Here is a 15,890-nt window from a genome sequence, read left to right as displayed (position 1 = left end):
GCGGCGGCGTTGCTGCTCTGGTGCTCGGTGGCGGCGAGCGTCTTCATGGGGCTGAGCGGCTTCTTCACCTATGCGACGCTGCTGCTGGTGCAGCGGCTGCTCGCCGGCGTGGCCAGCGCGTTCGTGTTCATCGCTGGGGGCGTGCTGGCGGCGCGGCTCGGCTCGTTGCAGCCGCGGCGCGCGGGCTTGTTGCTCGGCCTGTACTACGGCGGCACGGGTTTGGGCATCGTGGCTTCGGCGCTGCTGGTGCCGCTGGTCCTCGACGCGGTGCGGGCGCAGCCGCACGCTTGGGCCTGGGCCTGGTGGGCGCTCGCGCTCGTGTGTGCGGCCGCGACGGTGGGGCTGCGATGGCCGGCCAAAGCGCTACACGATCAGGAGCAACCTAAGGCCGATTCCAGCCGGCCCGGTTCTGCTGAGGACGCAAACAGGCGGGCAGGGCGTATGGCCTGGCGGCACTTTGCGGCGGCGCTCGCTGGCTACAGCCTGTTTGGCGTGGGCTACATCGGCTACATGACCTTCGTGATTGCGCTGCTGCGCGAGCGCGGTGCCAGCGGGGGCGAGGTGACGCTGTTTTACGCGCTGCTCGGGGTCGCGGTGATGGCGTCTTCGCGTATTTGGGCGGGTCTGCTCGACCGTGCCCGCGGCGGCGGTGCGCTCGCACTCCTCAATGCGCTCTTGGGTCTGGCGACGGTCTTGCCGGTGTTCACCGGGGCCTGGCCGGTGGTGCTGGCCTCGGGACTGCTGTTTGGTTCGGTGTTTCTCTCGGTCGTGGCGTCGACGACCGCTTTCGTGCGGCACAACCTGCCGCCTGCGCAGTGGGCAGGCGGCATCAGCGCGTTCACCATCGTGTTCGCGGCCGGCCAGATCGTGGGGCCGACCATCGTCGGCTGGATCGCCGACGGGCCCGGCGGGCTGGCGCGTGGGCTGGGATTTTCTGCGGGCGCGCTGTGGCTGGGTGCCTTGCTGGCGACGCGCCAGCGTCCCTTGGCTCGGGTCTGAGAGCGTGAGAAACCCCGGACTTCAGCGCACGACGAGCACCGGGCGCGTGGCCTGATCCACAATTCTGCGGGCGACGCTGCCGAGCATGAGTTTTTCGAGCCGGCTGCGGCCGTGCGAGCCCACGACGATCAAGTCGGCGCCGACGTCCTCGGCGGCTTTGAGGATGCCGGCGGCGACATGCGCGTCTTCGACGAGCAAGGTCTTGAGCTGCACACCGGCTTTTTCGGCGAGATCGGCAATTTCATTGAAGGCCCGGGTGGCCGTTTCCTGCGCTGCGGCAAGATAGGCCTGAAAACCCATGGGGTTGACTTCGCCGATGCCGAGGTAGGGATAGGGGTCGACGACAAAGACGGCGGTGAGTTGGGCGCCGTGGATCCGGGCAAGCTCAACCGCGCGGTGGGCGGCGTGGCTGGCAGCTTCGGAGCCGTCGGTGGCCAGCAGGATGTGTTTGAACATGGTCAGGGTCCTTTCAGGGGAAGGGCGGCGGGCCGGATGGCGCCGCCGCGCGTGGGGGCATTGTGCCGGGGTGGCGGGCGGCAGACTTGACGCGGCTCAATTTTCCGTCCGGGTCAGGGGTACAGGCCGCGCATCTCTCGCGCACGGAGGATGCGGGTGCAGGCCACGATGAAGGTGGCGGTGCGCAGGCTGACTTTTTTGTCTTGGGCCACCGACCACACGGCGCCGAAGGCCTCTTTCATGATGCGCACCAGGCGTGCGTTGATTTCATCCTCGGTCCAGAAAAAGCTGGAGAAGTCCTGCACCCACTCGAAGTAACTCACGGTCACGCCGCCGGCGTTGGCGATGACGTCGGGCACGACGAGGGTGCCGCGCTCGGCGAGGATGTCGTCGGCTTCGGGTGTGGTCGGTCCGTTGGCTCCTTCGATGACGAGGCGGGCGGAAATCCGCGCGGCGTTCGCGGCGGTGATCTGGCCTTCGAGCGCGGCGGGGATGAGGATGTCGCAGGGCACGTCCCAGAACGCGTCCGACGGCAGCGGCTCGGCCTCGGCATAGCCGGCAATGCTGCCGTGCTGTTTCACGTGGAACATCAACGCGGGGATGTCGATGCCCGACTCGCGGTACAGCGTCCCGGTGTGGTCTTGCACCGCCACGACGCGGGCGCCCGCCTCGGCAAAGAGCTTGGCTGCGATGCTGCCCACGTTGCCAAAGCCCTGCACGGCCACCCGTGCGCCGGCCACTTCGAGGCCCAGGTGGCGGGCGGCCTCGACGCCCACCGTGTAGACGCCACGACCGGTCGCTTCGCGGCGCCCGAGGGAGCCGCCGAGGTCGATGGGTTTGCCGGTCACGACGCCGGTCGCCGTCGTGCCCTCGTTCATCGAGTACGTGTCCATCATCCAGGCCATGACTTGTTCGTTGGTGTTGACGTCGGGCGCTGGAATGTCCTTGCTCGGGCCGATGATGATGCCGATTTCACTGGTGTAGCGGCGCGTGACGCGTTCGAGCTCGCCGAGGGAGAGGCTCTTGGGGTCGACCCGCACCCCGCCCTTGGCGCCGCCGAAGGGCACGTTGACGGCAGCGTTCTTGATCGACATCCAGGCCGCCAGGGCCATGACTTCGGACAAGGTGACGTCCTGGTGGAAGCGCACGCCCCCTTTGCCGGGCCCGCGGCTGGTGTTGTGCTGCACCCGGTAGCCTTCAAAGTGGGCGACGGTGCCGTTGTCGAGGTGGATCGGGACGTCGACGATCAGCGCGCGCTTGGGCCGCTTGAGTGTTTCCACCCAGCGGGCGAGATGGCCGAGGTAGGGGGTGACGCGGTCGATTTGTTGCAGGTAGATGCCCCAGGGACCGAGCCGGTCGCTGTGCAGATACGAGGGCAGGGCGTGCGCGGGGGTGTGGGATGCTGCTTGTGACATGCGATGGGTTTCCTTTTGGGATGAAGGGTTCGCGCGGGTGTGCGCGCGCTCGGCGCGGGTCGCGCCGAGCAAGCTTAATCCGCTTCGGACCGCAAAAATCGGGCCTGCGGGTTTCCCCCGGGGTGCTTAGCGCGCGCCCAATGGCCCTTCCCTCTTCAGCTTTCCCTCCCCAACAGTTCCCCCAAACGCCGGCGAACCGATAAAATTGGCGCCCCTCATCCGGCAGGGCGTGCGCCATCTTGCTGCCGCGTCAGCCCCCCTCTCCCTTGGTGCTCGACATGCTTTATCCCGAAGAATTCGACGTCATCGTCGTCGGCGGCGGCCATGCCGGCACGGAAGCGGCGCTGGCCAGCGCGCGCATGGGTTGCCGCACGCTGCTGCTCACGCACAACATCGAGACGCTCGGGCAGATGAGCTGCAACCCCAGCATCGGCGGCATCGGCAAGGGGCATTTGGTCAAGGAGGTGGATGCGCTTGGCGGCGCGATGGCGCTGGCCACCGACGAGGCGGGCATTCAGTTCCGCATCCTCAACAGCTCCAAAGGCCCGGCGGTCCGGGCCACGCGTGCGCAGGCCGACCGCGTGCTCTACAAGGCGGCGATCCGGCGGCGGCTCGAGAACCAGCCGAACCTGTGGCTGTTCCAGCAGGCGGTCGACGACCTGATGGTCGAGGGCGATGGGGATGGGGCGCGGGTGACGGGCGCGGTCACGCAAATCGGCATCCGTTTTCGGGCGCGTGCGGTGGTGCTGACGGCGGGGACTTTTCTCGACGGCAAGATTCATGTGGGGCTGCAGCACTACGCCGCGGGCCGCGCGGGCGACCCGCCGGCGGTGTCGCTCTCCGCGCGCCTCAAGGAGCTCAAGCTGCCGCAGGGCCGGCTCAAGACCGGCACGCCGCCGCGCATCGACGGCCGCACCATCGATTTCTCCAAGTGCACGGAGCAGCCGGGTGACGGCATGCCCGGTGGCCTGCCCGGGCCGGTGCCGGTGTTCAGTTTCATGGGCCGGCCGGACATGCACCCGCGGCAACTGCCGTGCTGGATCACGCACACCAACGAGCGCACGCACGACATCATCCGCTCGGGCTTCGACCGCAGCCCCATGTTCACCGGCAAGATCGAAGGCGTGGGGCCGCGCTATTGCCCGAGCGTCGAAGACAAGATCAACCGCTTTGCGGGCAAGGACAGCCACCAGATCTTCCTCGAGCCCGAGGGGCTGAGCACCCACGAGTTCTATCCCAACGGCATTTCCACCAGTCTGCCCTTCGACATCCAGTATGCGATGGTTCGCAGCCTGCCGGGGCTGGAGCACGCCCACATCCTGCGGCCCGGCTACGCGATCGAGTACGACTACTTCGATCCGCGCGGGCTCAAGCGCAGCTTCGAAACCAAAGCGATTTCGGGTCTGTTCTTCGCCGGCCAGATCAACGGCACGACGGGCTATGAGGAGGCCGCGGCCCAGGGCTTGTACGCCGGCATCAACGCGGCGCTTCAGGTCCGGGGTGAAGCGCCCTGGGTGCCGGCGCGCGACGAGGCGTATCTCGGTGTGCTGGTCGACGACCTGGTCACGCAGGGTGTGACCGAGCCCTACCGCATGTTCACCAGCCGCGCGGAGTTTCGCCTACAACTGCGCGAGGACAATGCCGACCTGCGTCTGACTGAGACCGGCCGGCGTCTGGGCCTCGTCGACGACGCGCGCTGGGAGGCGTTCTGCCGCAAGCGCGATGCGGTTTCACGTGAAACCGAGCGCCTCAAGTCGACCTGGGTGAACCCGCGCATCCTCAGCGCCGCGGAGGCCGAGCGGGTGTTGGGCAAACCCATCGAGCGCGAATACCCCTTGTTCGAATTGCTGCGCCGCCCGGGTGTGGGCTATGCCGAACTGATGGGTCTCGAAGGGGGGCGTTGGGCGCCGGCGCCGCAGCCCGACGATGCGGATGGGCGCCCGCTGGTTTCACGTGAAACACTGGGCGAGCTTTACGCGGCCGTGGTCGAGCAGTTGGAGATCGCGGCCAAATACGCGGGCTACATCGAGCGGCAGAAGGACGAGGTGGAGCGGGCGGCGGGCCACGAGTCTTTGCGCCTGCCCGAAGACCTGGACTACACCCAGGTCAGCGCGCTGTCGATCGAGGTGCGGCAAAAGCTGCAAAAACACCGCCCGGAAACGCTGGGTCAGGCCGCGCGCATCTCGGGCATGACCCCGGCAGCCATCTCGTTGTTGCTGATCCATTTGAAGAAAAAGGGCTACAAGGACTTTGGCGGTGTGCGCGGGCCGAAGGTGGCTTCGCCGGTGGATTTGGCGCAGGATGCGGCTGAGCCCGCGGCCGTGCCCGGGGTGGCGGCCTCGTGACGGCGACGCCTCGCACCCAGGCGGTCGCCGCGCTGCGCGGGCCTTTGCGCGCAGGCGCCGAGGCGCTGGGCTGGGCGCTGACCGAGGCGCAGCTCGAGGCCTTGCTGGATTACCTCGAGCTGATCGCCAAGTGGAACCGGGTCTACAACCTCACGGCGGTGCGCGAACCGGCCGAAATGCTGACCCACCATGTGCTCGACAGCCTGGCGGTCGTCGGGCCCTTGCGGCGGCAGCTTCAGGCGCAGGGTCTGGCGGGGCCGCGGCGGGTGCTCGATGTGGGCTCGGGAGCCGGCCTGCCGGGCGTCGTGCTGGCCTTGTGCGCGCCTGAGCTCGAGGTGAGTTGTGTGGACACGGTGGCGAAGAAGGCGGCTTTCATCCAACAGGCGGCGGTGGCCTTGCGCTTGCCGAACCTGCGGGGCCTGCATGCACGGGTCGAGACGCTGTCCGCCGCGCGCGGCCAGGCGTATGACGTGGTGACCTCGCGCGCGTTTGCGTCGCTCTCCGACTTCACGCGCTGGTCGCGGGCGGCCTTGGCCGAAGGGGGCTTTTGGATGGCGATGAAGGGGCGCGTGCCCAACGACGAGATCGCCGCGCTGCCGCCCGAGGTGTCGGTGTTTCACGTGGAACGTCTCACCGTGCCGGGCCTGGACGCCGAGCGTTGCATCGTTTGGATGCGGCCCGCCTCACTGCACGACGCCGCACTCACGTAAACTCGGTGCCCTGGCCGAACCGACCCCGGCGGCCGCTCTTTGGAAAGTCCCCAGCATGTTCGGCATTGCGGATTACGGCGCCTTCGTTGCCGCGGTTGTGTTGTTCCTGGCGATTCCGGGGCCGGGCAATCTTGCGCTCATCACCTCGACCGCCAAGGGCGGCGTGCGCGGTGGGCTGGCGGCGACTTTGGGCGTCATCGCCGGCGACCAGGTGCTGATGTGGATGGCGGTGGCCGGCGTGGCCGCGCTGCTGGCGGCCTGGCCGGTGGCGTTTGCGGCGGTGCAGTGGCTGGGCGCGGCGTATCTGGCCTGGTTGGGCTGGAAGATGCTCATGGCCAAGCCCGGCGCCAAGCCCGTGCTGCACATCGAGCCGCACCACTATTTCCGGCAGGCGGTGGCCATCACGCTGCTCAACCCCAAGGCCATCGTGTTCTACATGGCTTTCTTCCCTTTGTTCGTCGACCCCGCGCATCATCAGGGGCTGCTGACCTTTGGCGTCATGGCCGCCACCATTGCAGGGTTGACCTTCGTCTACGGCGCCGTCGTCGTGCTGCTCGCGCATGTTTTGGCCGCGCGGCTGCGCGCGATGCCGGTGATTGGGCGCACGCTCGAGAAGATCGCCGGGGTGTTCCTGATCGGCTTTGGCGTGAAGCTGGCCTTGTCGAAGTAAAGCCCGACGGGCGCAACAGAGGGGGAGGGTCGCGTGGCGCGGATTTTCTGTGTAGCCAACCAAAAAGGCGGGGTCGGCAAGACCACCACCACCGTGAACCTGGCGGCGGGGCTGGCCAAGGTCGGCCAGCGCGTGCTCATGGTCGACCTCGACCCGCAGGGCAACGCCACCATGGGCTCGGGCGTCGATAAGCGGGAATTGCGTCTGAGCGTCTATGACGTGTTGCTCGGGGCCGCCGAGGTCCGCGAGGCCGCCGTGGCCGCCGAGCGCGCAGGCTACGCCGTGTTGGGCGCGAACCGTGAACTCAGTGGCGCGGAGGTCGAGCTCGTCGGGTTGCCCCAGCGCGAGAAGCGCCTCAAAGCGGCGCTCGCCGCCGTCGATGCGGACTATGATTTCGTGCTGGTCGACTGCCCGCCGAGCCTGAGCCTGCTCACCCTCAACGGTTTGTGCGCCGCGCACGGCGTGATCGTGCCCATGCAGTGCGAATACTTCGCGCTCGAAGGCTTGACCGACCTCGTCAACACCATCAAGCAGGTGCATGCGAACCTGAACCCGGAACTGAAGATCATCGGTCTGCTGCGCGTCATGTTCGACCCGCGCATCACCTTGCAACAACAGGTCAGCGAACAACTCAAGGCGCATTTCGGCGCCAAGGTGTTCGACACCGTGATTCCGCGCAACGTGCGCCTGGCCGAGGCGCCGAGCTACGGCCTGCCGGGCGTGGTGTTCGACCCCTCGGCCCGTGGCAGCCTGGCCTTCGTCGAGTTCGCCCGCGAGATGGTCGCGCGCGCGCAGCGGCCCGATTTTCAGTAGGTTTCAAAGCTTTTCGCCGGAACCCCAGCGCCAAATGGTCAGATTGCGCTATCAAAAAGTGAACGCACGGGGTGGTCGATGAGCCCGCTCGCCCCCGTGCTGACCCTGCCCGGCTGGCTCGGCAGCGGCCCAGACCACTGGCAAAGCCGCTGGGAGGCGCTGTACGGCTTCACCCGCGTGGAGCAGCACGACTGGCTGCGCCCGCTGCGCGGCGACTGGAGCGCGCGGCTCGACGAGGTGCTGCTCGAGCAGCGCGAGCCCGTGGTGCTGGCCGCGCACAGCCTGGGCTGCATCCTGGTCGCCTGGTGGGCCGCGCACTCGCGCCACACCGACCGCGTGCGCGGCGCGCTGCTGGTTGCGCCGCCCGAGGTGGAGCGCGAGGACCTGCGGGCGCAGATCCCCGGCTGGGCGCCGATTGCCCGCACGCGGCTGCCATTTCCGTCCACCGTTGTGGCCAGCACCGATGACCCCTATGGCTCGGCCGAACACGCCGCGGCGCTGGCGCTGGTCTGGGGCAGCGGCCTTTTCATCGCCGGCGCGCGCGGCCACCTCAACGCCGACTCGGGCCTGGCCGACTGGCCCGAAGGCCTCGCCTTGTTGCAGGCGCTGCGCGGGGCTGCGGCATCAGCACCCGATTGACTTTCAAGGAATTTCCCATGGCCACCAAAAAACCCAAAGGGCTCGGACGCGGGCTCGAAGCCTTGCTCGGGCCGACCGTTCAGGAGCGCCCCGGGGGCGATGCCGCCGCGCCGGCCGCCGATTCGGCGCCCGCGAGCTTGCCGCTCGAACGGCTCGTGCCCGGCCGCTACCAGCCGCGCACGCGCATGGACGAGGGCGCGCTCTATGAACTCGCCGAGTCGATCAAGGCGCAGGGCATCATGCAGCCGATTCTGGTGCGCCGCCTCAGCGCCGAGGACGCTGCGCAGCGGCGCGCGCAGGGCGGCGCTGCCGATGCAGCGAACGCCGCCACGCCGCTGTATGAAATCATCGCCGGTGAGCGGCGTTTCCGTGCTGCAGCGCTGGCGGGGCTCGCGGAAGTGCCGGTGCTGGTGCGCGAGGTGGACGATCAGGCCGCGGCGGCGATGGCGCTGATCGAGAACATGCAACGCGAGGACCTCAACCCGCTCGAAGAAGCGCAGGGCTTGCAGCGGCTGATCCGCGAATTTGGCTACACCCACGAGCAGGCGGCGCAGGCGGTGGGCCGCTCGCGCTCGGCGGCGTCCAACCTGCTGCGGCTCCTGAATCTGGCCGAACCGGTGCAGACCATGCTGATGGCGGGCGACCTCGACATGGGCCATGCGCGCGCGCTGCTCGCCCTCGAGCGCGCAGCGCAGATCACGGCCGCGAACCAGATCGTGGCCAAGTCGCTCTCGGTGCGCGAGGCCGAGGCGCTGGTGAAGAAGCTCGGCGCCGAATTCGCGCTGGCGCCGCAGAAGGCGCGCAAGGAAAAGTCGCGCGACTTGAAGCGCGTCGAAGAGGAACTGTCCGACCACTTCGCTGCCGAGGTCGAGGTACGCATCAAGAAACGCGTCAAGCGCGCGGGCCGGGTGGACGAGGCGGGGGAACTGGTGCTGCACTTTGCTTCGCTCGACGAGCTCAACGGCCTCATCGAGCGGTTGCGCGCGGCCTGAGTCCGCCGCGAGGAGCCGCGTCGCCCAGTTCTTTCGAGGCCACGGCCGGGCGCGCCGTCCCAGGACTCATACACCTTGCCTGAGCGTCGTTGCCCTTCCAGGGGCGGTGCGTGTTCCTACAGCTGGAAGATCTTGCCCGGGTTGAGGATGTTCTTCGGGTCGAGCGCGCGCTTGATGGTGCGCATGACCTCGATGGCGCCGGCGCCGGCTTCTTCGACGAGGAAATCCATCTTGTGCAGGCCGACGCCGTGCTCGCCGGTGCAGGTGCCGCCGAGCGTGAGCGCGCGCCGCACGAGCTGGTGGTTCAGTGCCTCGGCTTGGGCGCGCTCCTCGGCGCTGTTGGGGTCGATCAGGTAGCCGAAGTGGAAATTGCCGTCGCCCACATGGCCGACGAGGAAATACGGAATGCCGCTTGCGTCGGCTTCGGCCACCGAGTCGAGCAGGCAGTCGGCCAGCCGGCTGATGGGCACGCAGGTGTCGGTGGAAATGGCGCGGCAACCCGGGCGGCTTTGCACCGCGGCGAAATAGGCGTTGTGCCGCGCCGTCCACAGCCGTGTGCGCTCCTCGGGCGTGCTTGCCCATTCGAAGTCCTGGCCGTGGTTTTCATGGGCGATGGCCTGTACGGTTTCGGCCTGTTCCTTCACGCTGCTGGGCGAGCCGTGAAACTCCATGAGCAGCAGATGCGCCTCGCGCAGCCCGAGCTTGCTGTGCGCGTTTACCATCTTCACGGTGTTCGCGTCGATCAGCTCGCAGCGCGCGATCGGCACGCCGAGCTGGATGGTTTCGATGGTGGTCTGCACCGCGTCGGCGATGGTGGGGAAGGAGCAAATCGCAGCCGAGATGCCCTCGGGCAGCGGGTAGACGCGCAGGCTCAGTTCGGTGATGACGCCGAGCGTGCCCTCGCTGCCGACGAACAAGCGCGTGAGGTCGTAGCCTGCGCTGCTTTTTTTGGCGCGCGTGCCGGTGCGGATGACCTCGCCGCTGGCGGTGACGACTTCGAGCGCGAGCACGTTCTCGCGCATGGTGCCGTAGCGCACGGCGTTGGTGCCGCTGGCGCGCGTGGCGGCCATGCCCCCGAGGCTGGCGTCTGCGCCGGGGTCGATCGGGAAGAACAGGCCCAGGTCTTTGATGGCCTCGTTGAGTTGCTTGCGCGTGACCCCCGGCTGCACCGTGACCGTGAGATCCTCACCGTTGACCGCCAGCACCCGGTTCATGCGCGACACATCGAGGCTGATGCCGCCTTGCACCGCCAGCAAATGCCCTTCGAGCGAAGAGCCCACGCCAAACGGAATCACCGGCACCTCATGCTGCGCCGCCAGCCGCACGGTGTCGGCCACGTCGGCGGTGCTCTCGGCAAACACCACGGCCGCGGGCGGCGGCACGTTGGTGAATGGCGACTCGTCGCGCCCGTGTTGCTCGCGCACCGCCTGCGCGGTGGACAACTGCGCACCGAAGCGCGCGCGCAGCGCTTCGATCAGCGCGGGCGGCACCGGGCGTTGGTGAACTTCGGGCAGCAGATGGGTGGGGGTGGAGGGTGCGTTCATCGAGGGCTCCGGTTCAGCCTTGCGGCGGCGATGGCTGCAGTTTACGGCGAGTCGATGGCCCTTCGCATGGCCCGTCGCACGGGCCGCGGCATACTCGCCCCCGGGGCCGCGACGCACCGCGCGGCCCGAACCCTGCCAGGAGCACCACCATGGGAAAACGCCTCACGCAAATCGCGACCCGCACCGGCGACGACGGCACCACCGGCCTGGGCGACAACACGCGCGTCTCCAAAAACAGTCTGCGCGTGCACGCCATGGGCGATGTGGACGAACTCAATTCGCACATCGGCCTCTTGCTGTGCGAGCCCATGCCCGACGACGTGCGCGCGCTGCTGGTGCGCATCCAGCACGAGCTGTTCAACCTCGGCGGCGAGTTGTCCATTCCCGGCTTCGAACTGCTCAAACCCGAGGCGGTGGCCGGGCTGGACGCCGCGCTGGCCCAGCACAACGCCACCTTGCCCAAGCTCGAGGAGTTCATCCTGCCCGCCGGCACGCGCGCAGCCGCGCAAGCCCATGTGTGCCGTACGGTGGCGCGCCGCGCCGAACGAGCGGTGGTGGCGCTCGGGGCGCAAGACGCGCTGCGCGACGCCCCGCGGCAGTACCTCAACCGCCTCTCGGACCTGCTGTTCGTCCTCGCCCGCGTGCTCAATCGTCACCGCCCCGACGGCAGCGTGGGCGACGACGTGTACTGGAACAGTGCACGGTTGGCGGCGGCGACCAAAAAAGATAGCGCTACCTGACCGTTTGGCGCTGGGGCCCGGGGGGAAGTCCTCCTCAGGCAACGCTCAGGAGCCCTCGCCCAGCCCCTGGGTGAGTCGCTCGCCCATCCAGCGCAGCAGGTCGAGCCACATCTGCCGCATCTCGGCGTCCAGCGGCGTGCGCAGCGCGCTGGGCAGCTCGATGGTCACCACCGGCACGCGCTTGTGCACGCCGCCGTAGTTGCCCAGGCTGCCCGGGTAGATGCCCACCTGGTCGAGGTAGAGCCGCCCCAGGCGCGAGGGCGGCACACTTGGGCCGTCGAAATCGAGCACGCCGTAGGGCGCATGGATGCTCACGATCAGATGCGGTCGGAACTGCTCCATCTGCTCGTGCAGGTAGCGGCTCTCGGGCTCGGACAGCGGGGCCGGGCCAGGCCAGCGCCGCGGGTCGCGGCGGGTGCGCTGCTCCCAGTAGCGCGGCGCCTCGCGTGCCCAACCAGGCGTCGGGAAGTTGCGGTTGAGGTCCACCCCGTGCGCATTGGTGCGCCGCGGCGGCGTGGCCACCAGGCCGTCGGGGTTGAGCACCGGCAGAAAGCGCCAGTGCACCGGCCGTGCGAGCTGCACGCCCTCGCGCGCGGCCAGTTGCAGCCAGTGCAGCGCCACCGAGGCCGATGAGAGCTCGTCGCCATGGATCGCGCCCACCACCAGCACGCGCAAAGGCTCGCGCTGGCCGCGCTCGGGCGCACCGCCGCGGGCCTCGCCCTCGGTGCCGGCGGTGTGCGCGTCCGCCTGCAGCAGCACACGGCCCTGCACCGATCGCACGGGCGCTGCCGTCAGACCGAGCGTGCGGCACATCGCGGCCTCCACGCGCGGCAGCCGCGGCAACAGCGCCAAACAGCCGCGCTGCGCCACGTCGGCGCCCGCGGACAAACCCGCAGCCGAAGCCGTCGAGGTCGCGGGTGCCGCAACCGCAGCGGGGCCCGCGTGGGCCGCGTGCGCGAGCACCAGCGCCCCGCAGGCCACCAGCAGCCATCGAAGAACCGAAGAAACCGGAAGGGCAGAGGAACACATGGGGCAAGGCCCGGGTCAACCAGCGACGCGCCCGAGGATAGCGGAGCCGGGCACGTGGGCGCAGCGCTCCCCCGAACGGTGAACGGCCTCTGCACCCAATTCCCTCTCAGCCTCTCAAGCAACGAACGCGCAATACGTTTCCCCGATGGTGCGCCGCGCATGCCGGCGAGGCCAGCGGGTGCATCGGCCCAAGGCCGGGCCGGGGCGGCGCCGATGCGCGATACTTCGCGGCCGTCCACGCCCGCGCCGCCATGACCGAGCCCCATCCCGACGCCCGCAGCCCCGCGTTTTCCACGCCCGAGTTTCGTGCGGCGTTGGGCATGTTCGCGACCGGCGTCACCATCGTCACTGCGCGCCGCAGCGACGGCACGCTCGTCGGGCTGACGGCCAACTCCTTCAACGCCGTCTCGCTGCAGCCGCCGCTGGTGCTCTGGAGCCTGTCGCGCGCGGCGAGTTCTTTGGTCACGTTCGCGCAGGGCACGCACTACGCGATCAATGTGCTCGCCGCGGATCAAAAGACGCTGGCCGAGCGCTTTGCCACGCGCGGGGTGGACCGCTTTGCCGGCGTGGCTTGGACCGAGGGCGCCAGTGGCGTGCCGCTGATCGAAGGTGCCGCCGCGCATTTCGAATGCTTCAACCGCAGCCGCTACGACGAGGGCGACCATGTCATCTTCGTCGGCGAAGTCGAGCGCTGCAGCCACCGGCCAGGCGCCTCGCCGCTGCTCTACCACGGCGGGCGGTTCTACACCGAGCATCCGTTGTAGCTTCGGGCAAGGCTGAGCCAGTCCCTCGCGTGCTGTCGCCTGCCCGACGGGCGAGCCGTGCATCCGCATCTATTCTCGTTGCATGACCGCACCGCGCAAAGATCATCTCGACGCCACCGCGGTGGCGGTGTTGCTGGCCTGCAGCCTGTTTTGGGGCTTTCAGCAGGTGTTGGTGAAAGCCACGCTGTCCGAATTGCCGCCGGTGTTTCAGGCGGGCTTGCGGCTCGTGGGGGCGGCGTTGCTGTTGCTCTTGTGGGCGCGGGCGCGCGGTTGGGCGCTGTGGACGGCGGACGGCACGGCTGCGGCCGGGCTGCTCGCGGGCGCCTTGTTCGCGGCGGAGTTTGCGTGCATCTACCTGGGCTTGCAATACACCACCGCTTCGCGTCTGACGGTGTTTCTCTACACCTCGCCGTTCTGGGTCGCAGCCTTGCTGCCGCTGTGGGTGCGCGGCGAGCGGCTGCGCACGCCGCAGTGGTTGGGCATGGCGCTGGCGTTTGCCGGCGTGCTGCTGGCGCTGCGCGAGGGCTTTGCCGGGCAGGGGGCGGCAGCGACCTGGCGCGGTGACCTGCTGGCGCTGGCCGCCGGGCTGCTTTGGGGGTTGACCACGGTGACGATCCGCGCCACGCGGCTCGCGCAGGCGAGCGCGCCGCGGGTGCTGTTGTGGCAGTTGGGCGTGGGCGGCTTGGCCCTGCCGCTGTTGTCGCTTGCGCTCGGCGAGCGCTGGAGCTGGGCGTGGAGCCCGTTTGCCGCCACGTCGATGGCTTTGCAAACCGTCGTGGGCGCGTTCGCGAGCTACCTCGCGTGGATGTGGCTGCTAACGCGCTATCCGGCGACGAAGATGTCGGTGTTCGTGTTCCTCACGCCGGTGTTCGCGCTGCTCACAGGCGCGCTGTGGCTGCAGGAGCCGGTGACGCCCAGCCTGCTGGCCGAGCTCGTCCTGGTGGCGGCGGGCATCGTTGCGGTGAATCGGCGGCGCGTCTAGGGCAACGCTGAATCAGTTCCCGTGAGGTTCGGCGCGCGAGGGACTCATTCCGTGTTTCCTCAATCCCCCCTCGTGCGCGCCAGGTATCGCTGCGCATAGTCCACATACCAAGCCAGGCAGCCGGGGTTGGCCATGGCTTCCTTGTTGATGACTTTGTCCAAGGGCTGGCCGAGCAGCAGGCGCTTGATGGGCAGTTCCTGCTTCTTTCCCGAGAGGGTGCGCGGAATCTCGGCGACCTGCTCGATGGCGTCGGGCACGAAGCGCGGCGAGAGCGCTCGGCGGATGGCGTCGGCGATCCGCGCGCGCAGCGCTTCGTCGAGCACCAGCCCTTCGCGCAGCACCACGAAGAGCGGCATGAAGCTCGGCCGGCCGAGGTATTCGAGGTCCACCACCATGGAGTCGAGCACTTCGGGCAGGGCTTCGACGGCGCTGTAGATCTCGCTCGTGCCCATGCGCAGGCCGTGGCGGTTGATGGTGGCGTCGCTGCGGCCGTAGATGACGCAGGAGCCGTCGGGGAAGATGCGCAGCCAGTCGCCGTGCCGCCAGACGGCGCCGGCGGAGGCGTCGAGATCGCCGCCGCCGGGTTTGCGTCCGTGTCCAGCGGGGTAGGCTTCGAAGTAGCTCGCGCGGTAGCGCGAGCCGTCGGCGTCGCCCCAGAAATACAGCGGCATGGAGGGGATGGGCTGGGTGCAGACCAGTTCGCCCACGGCGTCGATGACGGGCTCGCCGGCCTCGTTCCAGGCCTCGACCGCGCAGCCGAGCAGTCGGCACTGCATGCGCCCGGGCGTTTGCGGCAGCTCGCGGTGGCCGCCGATGAAGGCGCCGGCAAAGTCGGTGCCGCCGCTGATGTTGCACCACCAAACCTCGCCGCCATCGGGTCGCGGCTGTCGTTGGGCCAGCGCCGCGAACTGCTCGGTGCCCCAGCGCTGCGCGTCCTCCGACAAGGGCGAGCCGGTGGTGCCGAGCGCGCGGATGCGCGAGAGGTCGCCGCAGGTCGAGAGGTCGACCCCAGCCTTGAGGCAGTTGGCGTAGAAGGCTGCGCCCGCGCCAAAGAAGCTCACGCCCGTGTCGGCGGCCAAGCGCCACAGCGTCGTCCAGTCGGGCCGATCCTTGCTGCCGCCGGGGTTGCCGTCGTAAATGACGCAGGTGGTGCCGTTGAGGAGGCCGCTCATCTGTGCGTTCCACATCACCCAGCCGGTGGAGCTGTACCAGTGGTAGCGCTCGCCAAAGCTGTTCGCGGCATAGCTGCAGCCCACGTCGTTGTGCAGCACTTTGAGCGCGAGCGCGACCAGCACGGTGCCGCCGTGGCCGTGCACGATGGGCTTGGGCAGGCCGGTGGTGCCGCTGCTGTAGACGATCCACAGCGGGTGGTCGAACGGCAGCCATTCGGGCTCGAAGGCTGCGGTTTCGGCATCGTTTCGGCCGGTTGCCCGCTTGAAATCATCACAGGGCACTCCAAAATCAGGAGCGCTCTGGCTCGTCCCGAGGTTGTCCCACAGCAGTACCCGGCGCACGCTGGGCAGGGCCGCGCGCAGCTCGGCGATCACGCCGAGGCGGTCGTGGTCGCGACCGCCGTAGCTCACGCCGTCGCAGCCGATCAGCAGTACCGGCTCGATCTGGCGGAAGCGGTCGAGCACCGCGGCCGTACCCATGTCGGGCGCGCAGATGCTCCAGACTGCGCCGATCGCCGCGCAGGCGAGAAAAGCCACCATGGCCTCGGGCACGTTGGGCAAATACGCGGCCACGCGGTCGCCGCGCTGCACGCCCGCCTCGCGCAGGGCCAGCGCGAGCG

The 15,890-nt window shown here is 68.8% G+C and carries 15 protein-coding genes; 10 read left to right on the top strand and 5 right to left on the bottom strand.

What is annotated here, in order from left to right:
• Positions 1-999 (top strand): YbfB/YjiJ family MFS transporter (locus tag JHC36_RS05420; protein ID WP_287916792.1); only part of this gene is annotated, 999 nt, incomplete at its 5' end.
• Between the two features lie 21 nt (positions 1,000-1,020).
• Here JHC36_RS05420 and JHC36_RS05415 read toward each other — a convergent pair.
• Positions 1,021-1,455: a universal stress protein gene (locus JHC36_RS05415; RefSeq protein WP_287916790.1), complete on the bottom strand. Its 435-nt coding sequence runs from the start codon at positions 1,453-1,455 to the stop codon at positions 1,021-1,023.
• 113 nt (positions 1,456-1,568) lie between these two features.
• Complete coding sequence (locus JHC36_RS05410) at positions 1,569-2,870, bottom strand: Glu/Leu/Phe/Val family dehydrogenase (RefSeq protein ID WP_287916788.1); 1,302 nt, start codon at positions 2,868-2,870, stop codon at positions 1,569-1,571.
• Positions 2,871-3,148: 278 nt separating this feature from the next.
• On the opposite strand from JHC36_RS05410, the gene mnmG reads away from it, so the two are divergent.
• The 6 genes from mnmG to JHC36_RS05380 all read left to right on the top strand — a co-directional run bounded on the left by mnmG (position 3,149) and on the right by JHC36_RS05380 (position 9,039).
• A complete protein-coding gene (gene mnmG / locus JHC36_RS05405; protein ID WP_287916785.1) occupies positions 3,149-5,215 on the top strand; it encodes a tRNA uridine-5-carboxymethylaminomethyl(34) synthesis enzyme MnmG in 2,067 nt (688 codons plus the stop codon).
• The gene (rsmG, locus tag JHC36_RS05400; protein ID WP_503006892.1) at positions 5,212-5,925 is read left to right on the top strand and encodes a 16S rRNA (guanine(527)-N(7))-methyltransferase RsmG; all 714 of its coding nucleotides are present in this window, start codon (positions 5,212-5,214) and stop codon (positions 5,923-5,925) included. The genes mnmG and rsmG overlap by 4 nt, the downstream gene beginning before the upstream one ends.
• Positions 5,926-5,980: 55 nt before the next feature.
• Entirely contained in the window at positions 5,981-6,595 is a 615-nt protein-coding gene (locus tag JHC36_RS05395; RefSeq protein WP_287916782.1) for a LysE family transporter, read from the top strand.
• 33 nt (positions 6,596-6,628) lie between these two features.
• The gene (locus JHC36_RS05390; RefSeq protein WP_287916779.1) at positions 6,629-7,408 is read left to right on the top strand and encodes a ParA family protein; all 780 of its coding nucleotides are present in this window, start codon (positions 6,629-6,631) and stop codon (positions 7,406-7,408) included.
• 78 nt (positions 7,409-7,486) lie between these two features.
• Positions 7,487-8,047, top strand: coding sequence for an RBBP9/YdeN family alpha/beta hydrolase (locus tag JHC36_RS05385; RefSeq protein ID WP_287916778.1), 561 nt, complete (start codon positions 7,487-7,489; stop codon positions 8,045-8,047).
• Positions 8,048-8,064: 17 nt separating this feature from the next.
• The gene (locus tag JHC36_RS05380; protein WP_287916775.1) at positions 8,065-9,039 is read left to right on the top strand and encodes a ParB/RepB/Spo0J family partition protein; all 975 of its coding nucleotides are present in this window, start codon (positions 8,065-8,067) and stop codon (positions 9,037-9,039) included.
• 116 nt (positions 9,040-9,155) lie between these two features.
• On the opposite strand, the gene JHC36_RS05375 is transcribed toward JHC36_RS05380, so the two are convergent.
• Entirely contained in the window at positions 9,156-10,583 is a 1,428-nt protein-coding gene (locus JHC36_RS05375; protein WP_287916773.1) for an FAD-binding oxidoreductase, read from the bottom strand.
• A gap of 149 nt (positions 10,584-10,732) precedes the next feature.
• Between JHC36_RS05375 and JHC36_RS05370 the strand changes: the two genes are divergently transcribed.
• A complete protein-coding gene (locus tag JHC36_RS05370) occupies positions 10,733-11,323 on the top strand; it encodes a cob(I)yrinic acid a,c-diamide adenosyltransferase (RefSeq protein WP_287916769.1) in 591 nt (196 codons plus the stop codon).
• A 45-nt stretch (positions 11,324-11,368) separates the two neighbouring features.
• Here JHC36_RS05370 and JHC36_RS05365 read toward each other — a convergent pair whose 3' ends face one another.
• Positions 11,369-12,352, bottom strand: a complete 984-nt coding sequence (locus JHC36_RS05365; protein WP_353846122.1) for a M14 family zinc carboxypeptidase — start codon at positions 12,350-12,352, stop codon at positions 11,369-11,371.
• Positions 12,353-12,603: 251 nt separating this feature from the next.
• Between JHC36_RS05365 and JHC36_RS05360 the strand changes: the two genes are divergently transcribed.
• Together JHC36_RS05360 and JHC36_RS05355 are read left to right on the top strand one after the other, a co-directional pair.
• Positions 12,604-13,116 carry a flavin reductase family protein gene (locus tag JHC36_RS05360; protein WP_287916767.1) on the top strand — a complete coding sequence of 171 codons (513 nt, stop codon included), beginning with the start codon at positions 12,604-12,606 and terminating at the stop codon, positions 13,114-13,116.
• Between the two features lie 82 nt (positions 13,117-13,198).
• Positions 13,199-14,098, top strand: coding sequence for a DMT family transporter (locus JHC36_RS05355; RefSeq protein ID WP_287916765.1), 900 nt, complete (start codon positions 13,199-13,201; stop codon positions 14,096-14,098).
• Positions 14,099-14,157: 59 nt separating this feature from the next.
• On the opposite strand, the gene JHC36_RS05350 is transcribed toward JHC36_RS05355, so the two are convergent.
• Positions 14,158-15,890: acetoacetate--CoA ligase (locus tag JHC36_RS05350; RefSeq protein WP_287916762.1), on the bottom strand; the 1,733-nt coding region annotated here is incomplete at its 5' end.

Source organism: Tibeticola sp. (assembly GCF_022759015.1).
Classification (GTDB): Bacteria; Pseudomonadota; Gammaproteobacteria; order Burkholderiales; family Burkholderiaceae_C; genus Tibeticola; species Tibeticola sediminis.
Note: the sequence above shows the minus strand (reverse complement) of the source record. Positions and strands in the feature narration are given on the sequence as shown.

Excerpts from the sequence above, each read along its gene's own strand:
- JHC36_RS05355 (WP_287916765.1), top strand. The coding sequence starts at position 13,199 with ATGACCGCACCGCGCAAAGATCATCTCGACGCCACCGCGGTGGCGGTG.
- JHC36_RS05395 (WP_287916782.1), top strand. The coding sequence starts at position 5,981 with ATGTTCGGCATTGCGGATTACGGCGCCTTCGTTGCCGCGGTTGTGTTG.
- JHC36_RS05360 (WP_287916767.1), top strand. The coding sequence starts at position 12,604 with ATGACCGAGCCCCATCCCGACGCCCGCAGCCCCGCGTTTTCCACGCCC.
- JHC36_RS05370 (WP_287916769.1), top strand. The coding sequence starts at position 10,733 with ATGGGAAAACGCCTCACGCAAATCGCGACCCGCACCGGCGACGACGGC.
- mnmG (WP_287916785.1), top strand. The coding sequence starts at position 3,149 with ATGCTTTATCCCGAAGAATTCGACGTCATCGTCGTCGGCGGCGGCCAT.
- JHC36_RS05365 (WP_353846122.1), bottom strand. The coding sequence starts at position 12,352 with ATGTGTTCCTCTGCCCTTCCGGTTTCTTCGGTTCTTCGATGGCTGCTG.
- JHC36_RS05375 (WP_287916773.1), bottom strand. The coding sequence starts at position 10,583 with ATGAACGCACCCTCCACCCCCACCCATCTGCTGCCCGAAGTTCACCAA.
- JHC36_RS05380 (WP_287916775.1), top strand. The coding sequence starts at position 8,065 with ATGGCCACCAAAAAACCCAAAGGGCTCGGACGCGGGCTCGAAGCCTTG.
- JHC36_RS05415 (WP_287916790.1), bottom strand. The coding sequence starts at position 1,455 with ATGTTCAAACACATCCTGCTGGCCACCGACGGCTCCGAAGCTGCCAGC.
- JHC36_RS05410 (WP_287916788.1), bottom strand. The coding sequence starts at position 2,870 with ATGTCACAAGCAGCATCCCACACCCCCGCGCACGCCCTGCCCTCGTAT.
- JHC36_RS05385 (WP_287916778.1), top strand. The coding sequence starts at position 7,487 with ATGAGCCCGCTCGCCCCCGTGCTGACCCTGCCCGGCTGGCTCGGCAGC.